At 60.0% G+C, this 11,349-nt stretch carries 8 protein-coding genes and 1 pseudogene; 6 read left to right on the plus strand and 3 right to left on the minus strand.

The window, feature by feature from the left end:
- Window positions 1-12 precede the first annotated feature (12 nt).
- Window positions 13-858, minus strand: a complete 846-nt coding sequence (locus AC1DXW_RS26515) for an AAA family ATPase (protein WP_007984829.1) — start codon at window positions 856-858, stop codon at window positions 13-15.
- Between the two features lie 204 nt (window positions 859-1,062).
- Here AC1DXW_RS26515 and AC1DXW_RS26520 point away from each other — a divergent pair, with 204 nt between their 5' ends.
- The gene (locus AC1DXW_RS26520; protein ID WP_191624905.1) at window positions 1,063-1,293 is read left to right on the plus strand and encodes a DUF4160 domain-containing protein; all 231 of its coding nucleotides are present in this window, start codon (window positions 1,063-1,065) and stop codon (window positions 1,291-1,293) included.
- Window positions 1,281-1,781 (plus strand): DUF2442 domain-containing protein, encoded by a 501-nt coding sequence (locus tag AC1DXW_RS26525; protein WP_477752901.1) that lies wholly within the window; start codon window positions 1,281-1,283, stop codon window positions 1,779-1,781. The genes AC1DXW_RS26520 and AC1DXW_RS26525 overlap by 13 nt, the downstream gene beginning before the upstream one ends.
- Here the strand turns inward: AC1DXW_RS26525 and AC1DXW_RS26530 are convergent.
- A pseudogene (locus AC1DXW_RS26530) lies at window positions 1,780-1,881 on the minus strand (hypothetical protein); the annotation flags it as partial. The gene AC1DXW_RS26525 and the pseudogene AC1DXW_RS26530 sit on opposite strands and share 2 nt — an antisense overlap.
- 129 nt (window positions 1,882-2,010) lie before the next feature.
- Between AC1DXW_RS26530 and cysK the strand changes: the two are divergent.
- A complete protein-coding gene (gene cysK / locus AC1DXW_RS26535; protein WP_477752902.1) occupies window positions 2,011-2,985 on the plus strand; it encodes a cysteine synthase A in 975 nt (324 codons plus the stop codon).
- 265 nt (window positions 2,986-3,250) lie between these two features.
- Window positions 3,251-4,189, plus strand: coding sequence for an aspartyl/asparaginyl beta-hydroxylase domain-containing protein (locus AC1DXW_RS26540; RefSeq protein ID WP_477760661.1), 939 nt, complete (start codon window positions 3,251-3,253; stop codon window positions 4,187-4,189).
- A gap of 177 nt (window positions 4,190-4,366) precedes the next feature.
- Here AC1DXW_RS26540 and AC1DXW_RS26545 read toward each other — a convergent pair whose 3' ends face one another.
- The gene (locus AC1DXW_RS26545) at window positions 4,367-5,275 is read right to left on the minus strand and encodes a DMT family transporter (RefSeq protein WP_477760662.1); all 909 of its coding nucleotides are present in this window, start codon (window positions 5,273-5,275) and stop codon (window positions 4,367-4,369) included.
- Between the two features lie 159 nt (window positions 5,276-5,434).
- Here AC1DXW_RS26545 and aceK point away from each other — a divergent pair, with 159 nt between their 5' ends.
- Together aceK and hrpA are read left to right on the plus strand one after the other, a co-directional pair.
- Window positions 5,435-7,153, plus strand: coding sequence for a bifunctional isocitrate dehydrogenase kinase/phosphatase (aceK, locus tag AC1DXW_RS26550; protein WP_477752905.1), 1,719 nt, complete (start codon window positions 5,435-5,437; stop codon window positions 7,151-7,153).
- 178 nt (window positions 7,154-7,331) lie between these two features.
- Complete coding sequence (gene hrpA, locus AC1DXW_RS26555) at window positions 7,332-11,243, plus strand: ATP-dependent RNA helicase HrpA (protein ID WP_477760663.1); 3,912 nt, start codon at window positions 7,332-7,334, stop codon at window positions 11,241-11,243.
- The last annotated feature ends 106 nt before the right edge of the window (window positions 11,244-11,349 follow it).

Genomic DNA, 11,349 nt, shown 5'->3' on the forward strand with positions numbered 1-11,349 from the left:
GGCATCAGCCTCTTAGCGGGTGCCGCGACGGCTCATGAACGCCAGACGCTCCAGCAGTTGCACGTCCTGTTCGTTCTTGACCAGCGCACCGGCCAGCGGCGGGATGGCTTTGGTCGGATCACGTTCACGCAGCACCGCTTCGCCGATGTTGTCGGCCATCAGCAGCTTCAGCCAGTCCACCAGCTCGGAGGTCGAAGGCTTCTTCTTCAGGCCCGGCACCTTGCGCACGTCGAAGAACACGTCCAACGCTTCGCTGACCAGGTCTTTCTTGATGTCCGGGTAGTGCACGTCGACGATCCGTTGCATTGTCACGCGGTCGGGGAAGGCGATGTAGTGGAAGAAGCAGCGACGCAGGAAGGCGTCCGGCAGCTCTTTCTCGTTGTTGGAGGTAATGATGATGATCGGGCGCTTCTTGGCCTTGATGGTCTCGTCGATCTCGTAAACGTAGAACTCCATCTTGTCGAGTTCTTGCAGCAGGTCGTTGGGGAACTCGATGTCGGCCTTGTCGATTTCGTCGATCAGCAGGATGACCCGTTCTTCGGATTCGAAGGCTTCCCAGAGCTTGCCCTTTTTCAGGTAGTTGCGAACGTCGTGGACCTTTTCCGTGCCGAGCTGCGAATCGCGCAGGCGGCTGACCGCGTCGTATTCATAGAGGCCCTGGTGAGCCTTGGTGGTGGACTTGATGTGCCAGGTGATCAGCTTGGCGCCAAAGGATTCGGCCAGTTGCTCGGCGAGCATGGTCTTGCCGGTGCCCGGTTCGCCCTTGACCAGCAACGGCCGCTCCAGGGTGATAGCGGCGTTGACCGCCAGCTTCAGGTCATCGGTGGCGACGTAGGCCTGGGTGCCTTCGAACTTCATCTGCTAATCCTCGAACGGTAACGCCGACCTGAACGAGGCAGGGCGGGGCGCTATAAAATGGTCAGCCCCGACTATAACGCGGTGCCCGGTCGACTGTGAACGCAGACGGCTTATTCAGTCTCTGAATGGGGCGTCACATCTTGACTCAGTCTCGGCTGCTGGCCAGTATTGAGCTATCGCCATTTTGGCGATAGCTTGCCGGGTATGTCTACTAAATACCGATTTCGCGACACATACCGCATTCAATTGCGCGAGAAGGATCATCCGCCGCCTCATGTCCACCTGACCGGTGGCGGCCTGGACGTCATGCTCAGCCTGGAAACCGTCGAGGTGATGGTAGGCAGGGCTCCGCCCCTGATCATCAGGGAAGCACTGGATTGGGTCAGGGCCCATCAGGCGCAACTGCTCGAGGACTGGAAACGATGTTACCCATGAAACGACCACGACTGCTGGCCGTACAGGCACTACCGGAGTATCGCCTGGCGTTGACCTTTATTGACGGCCAGCAACTGACTCTCGACCTGAGCCGGGATTTGCTGGCCTTTCCAGGCTTGCAACCATTGCAGGGACGCGCTTTCGATGGCGCGGCTCTGGGTGATGATGGCTGGTGCGTCGAGTGGTCTGAGCAGGACATCCAGATTGGTGCAGATACGTTGTTCCTGGATGCGATCGCACAAAATGCTTCCGACGAAAATACCCGGATTTTCATCGACTGGCGCGCTCGCACCGGGTTGTCACTCACACAGGCCGCCGAGGCGCTGGGAGTCAGTACCCGCAGCATCAGTCGTTACAGCCGTGGCAAGGAAGCGGTGCCGCGGTCCCTGGCACTGGCCTGTCTTGGGTGGGATTTCCTGCAGTTGCAAGCGAATGCGCCACGGGCGGCCGAGGAAACAGGCCGCTACACAGTCACTCGTTCTCAATGAGGTAGTCGCGCACCAGATAGGGCAAGGCGATGTGTAGCGATATCAGCAGTACAACGAAGCCGAAGAGGGACCACAGGGGCCAGTTGTATCGACGTTTCATGGTGGCAAATCTGCGGCGATCCAAAGCCATTGGCTGCACTGATAAGCGGACGTTCGACCCGACTGGACGCCTGCGGGCAAGAGGCTTACCTTGATGCCCTATTTCAATGCTGTCGTTAAGGACCCAGCCATGAGCCGCATTTTCGTTGACAACGCCCACTCCATCGGCAACACGCCGCTGGTGCAGATCAATCGCATTGCGCCGCGTGGTGTGACCATCCTGGCCAAGATCGAAGGGCGCAACCCGGGTTACTCGGTCAAATGCCGGATCGGCGCGAACATGATCTGGGATGCCGAGAGCAGCGCAAAACTCAAGCCGGGCATGACCATCGTCGAACCGACCTCCGGCAATACCGGCATCGGCCTGGCCTTCGTGGCCGCCGCCCGTGGCTACAAACTGATGCTGACCATGCCGGCGTCCATGAGTATCGAACGCCGCAAGGTGCTCAAGGCACTGGGTGCCGAACTGGTGTTGACCGAGCCGGCCAAAGGCATGAAGGGGGCCATCGAGAAGGCCGGTGAAATTGTTGCCAGTGACCCGTCGAAGTACTTCATGCCGGCGCAATTCGACAACCCGGCCAACCCGGCCATCCACGAAAAAACCACGGGCCCGGAAATCTGGAACGATACCGACGGCGCGATCGATGTGCTGGTGGCAGGCGTCGGAACCGGTGGAACCATCACCGGGGTTTCACGGTATATCAAGAATACCCAGGGCAAGCCGATACTCTCGGTAGCGGTGGAGCCGGCGGTGTCGCCGGTGATCACCCAGACCCTGGCCGGTCAGGAAATCAAGCCGAGCCCGCACAAGATCCAGGGCATCGGTGCCGGTTTTGTGCCGAAGAACCTCGATTTGTCGATCGTCGATCGGGTGGAGTTGGTCAGTGACGAAGAGTCCAAGGCCATGGCCTTGCGCTTGATGCAGGAAGAAGGAATCTTGTGCGGGATTTCCTGCGGCGCCGCCATGGCCGTGGCTGTTCGGCTAGCGGAGACCCCGGAAATGCAGGGCAAGACCATCGTCGTGATCCTGCCGGATTCCGGTGAACGTTATTTGTCGAGCATGCTGTTCAGTGATCTGTTTACCGAACAGGAGAATCAGCAGTAAGCGCTGAACATTGATGGGTCGTGGCTGGCGGTGATGCTTGAGGCGTTATCACTGGCTGCGATCTATTGATCGGGTCCGGTTGATGATGGATTTGCATCAGCCAGCGTTCAGGCGTTTCATGTTAGGAAATGTTTTGTTGCACATTCATTTATAATGAATGTTGAAAAGTGCAGGTTTTTCGCCAGATCGGTAGTGTTTATCATGCCAGCAGCCACGTCGGGCAATGGACGTGGCGCAATGTCGCTTATCTTCAAAGGAGTTGTTGATGACCTTATCGTTTGCCGCGAAGGCCTCGTTGTTGCTGCTGTTTCTCGGCAGCACCCTCTATGTGCATTTGCGCGGCAAGGCGCGTCTGCCGGTGTTGCGCCAGTTTGTTAACCATTCGGCACTGTTCGCACCCTATAACGCCTTGATGTACCTGTTTTCCGGTGTGCCATCGAAACCGTATCTGGATCGCAGCAAGTTCCCGGAACTGGATGTGCTCAGGGACAACTGGGAAGTGATTCGCGATGAAGCGATGCACTTGTTCGACGAGGGCTATATCCGTGCGGCGGCAAAGAACAACGACGCCGGTTTTGGCTCGTTCTTCAAGAAGGGCTGGAAGCGTTTCTACCTCAAGTGGTATGACAAACCGCTGCCTTCTGCCGAAGCCTTGTGTCCGAGAACCGTGGAATTGGTCAGCAGCATTCCCAACGTCAAGGGCGCTATGTTTGCGCTGCTGCCGGGCGGCAGCCACCTCAACCCGCATCGTGATCCGTTTGCCGGTTCCCTGCGTTATCACCTGGGGCTGTCGACACCGAACTCCGACGATTGCCGTATCTTTGTCGACGGTCAGGTTTACGCCTGGCGCGATGGGGAAGACGTGATGTTCGACGAAACCTACGTGCACTGGGTCAAGAATGAAACGGAAAAGACCCGCGTCATCCTGTTCTGCGATATCGAGCGTCCACTGAGCAATCGCTTCATGACCCGCATCAATCGCAGTATCAGCGCCTGGCTGGGTCGTGCGACTGCACCGCAGAACCTTGATGACGAGCGCGTAGGAGGGATCAATAAAGCCTATGCCTGGAGCAAGAATTCCAGCGACAAATTCAGCGGCATGGTCAAGCAGTGGAAGCGTCGAAATCCAAAGGTCTACCGCGTGATGCGCCCGGTTTTGGCGGTGGTGGTGCTGACGTTGTTGGGGTATTGGCTGTTTGGGTGACATCCGCTCTCGGAAATAAAAAAACCGCTCGTTGTGAGCGGTTTTTTTATGGTTCTTCACGGAGTTCCGAGCCCCTCCGAACGCACAATGCGGACGCTGTGCCGACTGTCGTTGCTGGCCCATGCGTCGCCCTTCGCCTTCCTGATGTTACGTTTCGTCATCCGCAACGCAACAATGCTACCGGTCAGCCACCAAGCCCGGCTTCACAGCAGCCGGCTTCAACACCAACCACAACGCCATCGCAATCAACAACCCGCCATACAGATGCGCCAACGACAGCGGCTCATGGAGAAACATCGCGCCCCATAACACCCCGAACGGCGGGATCATGAAGGTTACGGTCGATGACTTTACCGGGCCGATCGAACTGAGCAACCGGAAGTAAATGATGTAGGCAAACGCGGTACACGCCAGCCCCAATCCCAATAGTGATAACCAGACATTCCAGCCGCCCCAGCTCGCCGGTGGCTGGCTGATCACGCTGTAGCCGAACAGCGGCAGCAAGAACAGCGTGGCGCCGAGCATGCTGCCCAGCGCCGACAGTCGACTGTCCAGCCCACCGGCCTGATCGAGCCAGCGCCGGGCGAGAAAGCCGGCGAAGCCATAGCAGGTGGTGGCGAGCAGGCAGGCGAGGGCGCCCATCAGCAGTTGCATGTCGAACGCCACGGGACCGGCGCGGGTCAGGACGCCGACGCCGAGCAACCCGAGGAAAACCCCGCCGAGCTTGGCGGCGCTGAGTCTTTCATGGAAGAACAGGCCGCCGATCAGCACGCCCATCAGCGGCGTGGTGGCGTTGAAAATCGCCGAGTAACCGGCCGGCAACACTTGCGCCGCGACCGAGTAGAGCGTCGCCGGGATGCCGGAGTTGATCACCCCGAGCAGCATCACGGTCTTGAGTTTGCCTTTGAAATCCCAGCTGATGCGCATCAGGCCAAGAATCACCAACAGTCCGACCGCGGCAATCGACACACGGAAAAACGCCGTGGGAATAGTGCCGATCACCGGAGCGATGATGCGCATGAACAAAAAACTCGCACCCCAAATGGCCGCCAGTGACAGTAAACGAAAAATATCGACGGGGTTCACAGCGCGTTCCTTCCTTGATGGAGGGGCGAAAGTGTTGCTGAGCGTGTGGTCGATGGCAACCGAAAACCGGACATTCAATTCGCCCGGAAAATTACGCTTCTCCTGCACCCGGTTCACTGGCTAAGCTCAAGCCTCCCGAATTCCCGCAGAGGTCTCACCATGCCGCAGCAATGGCCAGCCGCCGACATCGCCCGCTTGATCCTCGATGGCTTTGACGATTACCGCGAGCATTTTCGCCAGATCACCGACGGCGCCCGGGCCCGCTTCGAACAGGCCAGGTGGCAAGAGACGCAATCGGCGTCGGCGGCACGGATCAATCTGTACGAAGAAAAAGTCGGTGAAACGGTGGAGCGACTGCGCACCGCGTTTGACCCAGGCACCCTGGACGTCAGCTGCTGGCCGCTGGTCAAAAGCGCCTACATCAGCCTGATCGACCTGCGCTTCGACGATGAACTGTCCGAGACCTGGTACAACTCGATCTTCTGCGGGCTGTTCAGCCATGACCTGATCAGCGACGGCTGCATGTTCATTCACACCACCCGGCCGAGCCTGCGCCGTGCCCGGGCCGCGCAAACCCGCACCTACAAGCCGCAAGGCCAATTGTCGGCCATGCTCGCCAGCATCTTCGCCGACTACCGCTTCAGCGAGGATTACGCCGACCTGCCCGGTGACCTGAAGCGCCTCGAAGCGCAACTGCGCGAGAACTTGCCGGATTGGGTATGCAAGGACCCGGAACTGAGCGTCGAACTGTTTTCCTCGGTGCTGTATCGCAATAAAGGCGCGTACCTGGTGGGGCGCATCTATACCGCCGACGAGCAATGGCCGCTGGCGATTCCATTGCTGCACCTCGAAGGGCGCGGCATCCAGATCGATGCGCTGATCACCGACGAAGCAGACGTTTCGATCATTTTCTCGTTCACCCGCTCGTATTTCATGGTGGATGTGCCGGTGCCGGCGGAGTTCATTGGCTTCCTGCGGCGTATCCTGCCCGGCAAGCACATTGCCGAGCTGTACACCTCGATTGGTTTCTACAAGCACGGCAAGTCGGAGTTCTACCGGGCGCTGATCAATCACCTGGCCAGCACCGACGACCAGTTCATCATGGCCCCCGGTGTGCGCGGTATGGTCATGAGCGTGTTCACCCTGCCGGGTTTCAACACCGTGTTCAAAATCATCAAGGACCGTTTCTCACCGTCGAAAAACGTCGACCGCGCCACGGTGATCGAAAAGTACCGTTTGGTGAAGAGTGTCGACCGCGTCGGACGCATGGCCGATACCCAGGAATTCGCCGACTTCCGTTTCCCGCTGAGCAAGTTCGACCCAGCGTGCCTGGAGGAACTGCTGGAAGTCGCGTCGTCCACGGTGTCGGTGGAAGGTGACACGGTGCTGATCCGCCACTGCTGGACCGAGCGCCGCATGACCCCGCTGAACCTGTACCTGGAAAACGCCAACGAGGCGCAAGTGCGCGAAGCCCTGGAAGACTACGGGCTGGCGATCAAGCAACTGGCGGCGGCCAACATCTTTCCCGGCGACATGCTGCTGAAGAACTTTGGGGTGACCCGTCACGGTCGTGTGGTGTTCTACGACTATGACGAGATCTGCTTCCTTACCGAGGCCAACTTCCGCCACATTCCGCTACCGCGTACACCCGAAGATGAAATGTCTTCCGAGCCGTGGTACTCGATCGGGCCGCTGGACGTGTTCCCGGAAGAGTTTCCGCCGTTCCTGTTTGCCGATTCGGGGCAGCGCAGATTGTTCGATCAGTTGCACGGTGAACTGTATAACGCCGATTACTGGAAAAGCCTGCAAGAGGCGATTCGGGCGGGGAAGGTGATTGATGTGTTTCCGTATCGACGTAAAAGTTTGGACAACGAGTAGTTCTCAGCGACGCCATCGCGAGCAAGCTCGCTCCCACATTTGACTGCGGTGTGCCTCGATTTTGTGGTCGCTATAGATCCAGTGTGGGAGCGAGCTTGCTCGCGATCGGCCGCGCAGCGGTCGTAAAATCTGCGACAATCCCCGACCTGCGCCACTAGACGACTGAATTGCGTACCCGATGACCGACGAATCGCCCTCCATCGACAAACTGCTGAAAAACCTCGATCACGCCATGCTCGCCGACCGCCACCGGCTGCGGCGGCAGTTGCTTGAGCTGCGCAAGAAGCCCGACGAGGCCAGGCTGGGCCAGTGGGTGACGCGGATGCAGGCGTCTTGTGAGCAGGTGCTGGTGCGCAAGGCAAGCCTGCCGGTGATTCGTTACGACGACAGCCTGCCGATCGCCGCCAAGCGCGACGAAATCAAGAAGGCGCTGGAAAAGCACCAGGTGCTGATCATCGCCGGCGAAACCGGCTCGGGTAAAACCACCCAGTTGCCGAAGATCTGCCTGGAAATCGGTCGCGGCCAGCACGGCCTGATCGGCCACACCCAGCCGCGGCGGATCGCTGCGCGCAGCGTCGCCAGCCGCGTAGCTGAAGAACTCGGCACGCCGCTGGGTACGCTGGTCGGCTATCAGGTGCGTTTCGAAGATCAGAGCGATTCCAGCACCCTGATCAAGCTGATGACCGACGGCATCCTGCTGGCGGAAACCCAGAACGACCGCTACCTGGAACGCTACGACACGATCATCGTCGACGAAGCCCACGAACGCAGCCTCAACATCGACTTCCTGCTCGGCTACCTGAAAACCCTGCTGCCGCGCCGTCCCGACCTGAAGGTCATCATCACCTCGGCGACCATCGACCTGGAGCGTTTCTCCAAGCACTTCGATGACGCGCCGATTGTCGAGGTGTCCGGCCGCACCTACCCGGTGGACACCTGGTATCGCCCGCTAACACTTGAGCAGGACGAAGAGGGCAACCGCGTCGAGGATGACTTGACGGTGGATCAGGCGATCCTCGCCACCCTCGACGAAATCGCCGCTTATGAGCGCAGTGAACGTCGTAGTCCCGGTGACGTGCTGGTGTTCCTGCCCGGTGAACGCGAGATTCGCGACGCCGCTGACATGCTGCGCAAGGCCCAGCTCAAGCACACCGAAATCCTGCCGTTGTACGCGCGCCTGTCGCCGGCCGAGCAACAGCGAATTTTCCAGTCGCACCCTGGGCGTCGCGTGGTCCTGGCGACCAACGTCGCGGAAACCTCGCTGACCGTACCGGGCATCCGCTACGTGATCGACAGCGGCACCGCGCGCATCAGCCGCTACAGCTACCGGGCCAAGGTCCAGCGCCTGCCGATTGAAGCCATTTCCCAGGCCAGCGCCAATCAGCGTAAAGGTCGTTGCGGGCGGGTCGAGCCGGGCATTTGCGTGCGCCTGTACAGCGAGGAGGATTTTCTCGGTCGCCCGGAATTTACCGATCCGGAGATCCTGCGCACCAACCTCGCGGCGGTCATCCTGCAGATGTTGCATTTGCGCCTTGGCGAGGTCAGCGCGTTCCCGTTCATCGAGCCGCCGGATGGCAAGGCCATCAGCGACGGTTACAACCTGCTGCAAGAACTCTCGGCGGTGGACCGCAACAGCCAGTTGACGCCGCTCGGCCGGCAATTGGCGCGTCTGCCGGTGGACCCGCGCATGGGCCGTATGCTGCTGGAAGCGGCGAAGCTCGGCAGCTTGCAGGAAGTGCTGATCGTCGCCAGCGCCATGTCGATCCAGGACCCGCGCGAACGCCCGCCGGAGCGTCAGCAAGCGGCGGATCAGGCCCACGCCCAGTGGAAAGACGCCGATTCGGACTTCGCCGGGCTGGTCAATCTGTGGCGCGGTTTCGAAGAACAACGCCTGGCGCTGACCGCCAGTCCGCTGCGTAACTGGTGCCGCAAGAATTTCCTGAATTACCTGCGCCTGCGCGAATGGCGCGACTCTCATCGTCAGTTGAGCCTGATCTGCCGCGACATGCAGCTGAGCCTCAATAAAGAACCGGCGGACTATCCGAAACTGCACAAAGCGGTGCTGGTGGGGTTGCTCAGCCAGATCGGCCAGAAAACCGAAGAGGGCGATTACCTCGGCGCCCGTCAGCGGCGCTTCTGGATTCATCCGTCGTCGGGTATCGGTAAAAAGCGTCCGCAGTGGCTGATGACCGCCGAACTGGTGGAAACCACCAAGCTCTATGCGCGCATGGTGGCGAAGATCGATGCCGACTGGATCGAGCCACTGGCCGGGCACCTGATCAAGAAAAACCACTTCGAACCCCATTGGGAGAAGAAGCGCGGCCAGGTCGTGGCGTTCGAACAGATCACCCTGTTCGGGTTGATCGTGGTTGGGCGTCGGCCGGTGCATTACGGCCCGGTGGACCCGGTGGTATCCCGTGAATTGTTCATCCGCGAAGCACTGGTGCGTGGCGAAATCCAGTCGAAGGCCAAGTGCCTGACGGCCAACAAGCAGTTGCTGGAGCAACTCGACGAACTGGAAGCCAAGGCCCGTCGCCGCGACATCCTCGCCGACGAAGAAACCCTGTACGCCTTCTATGACGCGCGATTGCCGGCGGAGATCCATCAGACGGCGACCTTCGACAGTTGGTATCGGATCAACAGCCAGAAAGACCCGCAACTGCTGATCATGCGCGAAGAAGACGTGCTGGCCCGCGAAGCCAGTGAAGTCACCGCCCAGCATTACCCGGATACGCTGCACATCGGCGATCTGGAGTTGGCCTTGAGTTACCACTTCGAACCCAACCATCCACGGGACGGCGTGACCCTGCGCGTGCCGGCACCACTGTTACCGATGCTGCCACCGGAACGCCTGGAATGGCTGGTGCCCGGTGTCATCGAAGCCAAGTGCATTGCCCTGGTGCGCAACCTGCCCAAGGCCCTGCGCAAGAATTTCGTACCAGTGCCGGACTTCGTCAAAGCGGCCTTGCAACGCATGACATTTGCCGAGGGCTCACTGCCTCAGGCCCTGGGTCGCGAGCTGCTGCGCATGACCGGCGCGCGGGTCAGCGACGAAGCCTGGAGTGAGGCGGCGCAGCAGGTCGAAAGCCATCTGCGGATGAACCTGGAAATCGTCGACGCCCAGGGCAAGTTCCTCGGTGAAGGTCGCGATCTGGCCGAACTGACGGCGCGTTTCGCCGAGGCCAGCCAGGCGGCATTGGCGGTGCCGCAAACCGCGAAGAGCCAGCAGCCGGTGGGGCCGAAAGTATTCGCCGCCGTGGCCGAGAAAACCCAACAGAAGATCGCCGGGCTGTCGATGACGGTGTATCCGGCGCTGGTGGAGGAGAGCGGTACGGTCAAGGAAGGGCGTTTTTCGACGCCGGCCGAGGCCGAGTTCCAGCATCGCCGTGCCCTGCAACGCCTGCTGATGCAGCAACTGGCCGAGTCGGCTAAATTCCTGCGCGGCAAATTGCCGGGGCTGACCGATCTGGGCCTGCTGTACCGCGACATGGGGCGCGTCGATGCGCTGGTGGAAGACATTCTGCTGGCCAGCCTCGACAGCTGCATTCTTGAAGGCGAAGACCCGCTGCCACGCGATGGCGCTGGATTGGCGTCGCTGGCCGAGCGCAAACGTGGCGCCTGGACCGAGCACGCCGAGCGAGTGGCCAAGCTGACTCTGGAAATCCTCAAGTTCTGGCACGGCTTGCAAAAGCGCTTCAAGGGCAAGATCGATCTGGCGCAAGCCGTGGCCCTGAACGATATCAAGCAACAGCTCAGCCACTTGGTCTATCCGGGGTTTGTCCGGGAAACGCCGATGCAGTGGCTCAAGGAGTTGCCGCGTTACCTCAAGGCGATCGAGCAGCGCTTCGAAAAAATCGGCGCCCAGGTGCAGCGCGACCGGGTCTGGAGTGGCGAATTGAGCGGCCTGTGGACGCAATACCAGACCCGCGCCAGCAAACACGCCCAGGAAGGCAAACGCGATCCGCAACTGGAGTTGTATCGCTGGTGGCTGGAGGAATACCGGGTTTCGCTGTTTGCCCAGCAATTGGGGACAAAGGTGCCGATTTCCGACAAGCGCCTGAACAAGCAGTGGTCGCAAGTCGAACCGTAGACCCGAGGCTTGTGCAAAACCCTGTGGGAGCGAGCTTGCTCGCGATGGCGGCCTGACATGCAATATAGATGTTGAATGTGATGGCCCCATCGCGAGCAAGCTCGCT

This window comes from Pseudomonas sp. P4_C4 (assembly GCF_056402055.1).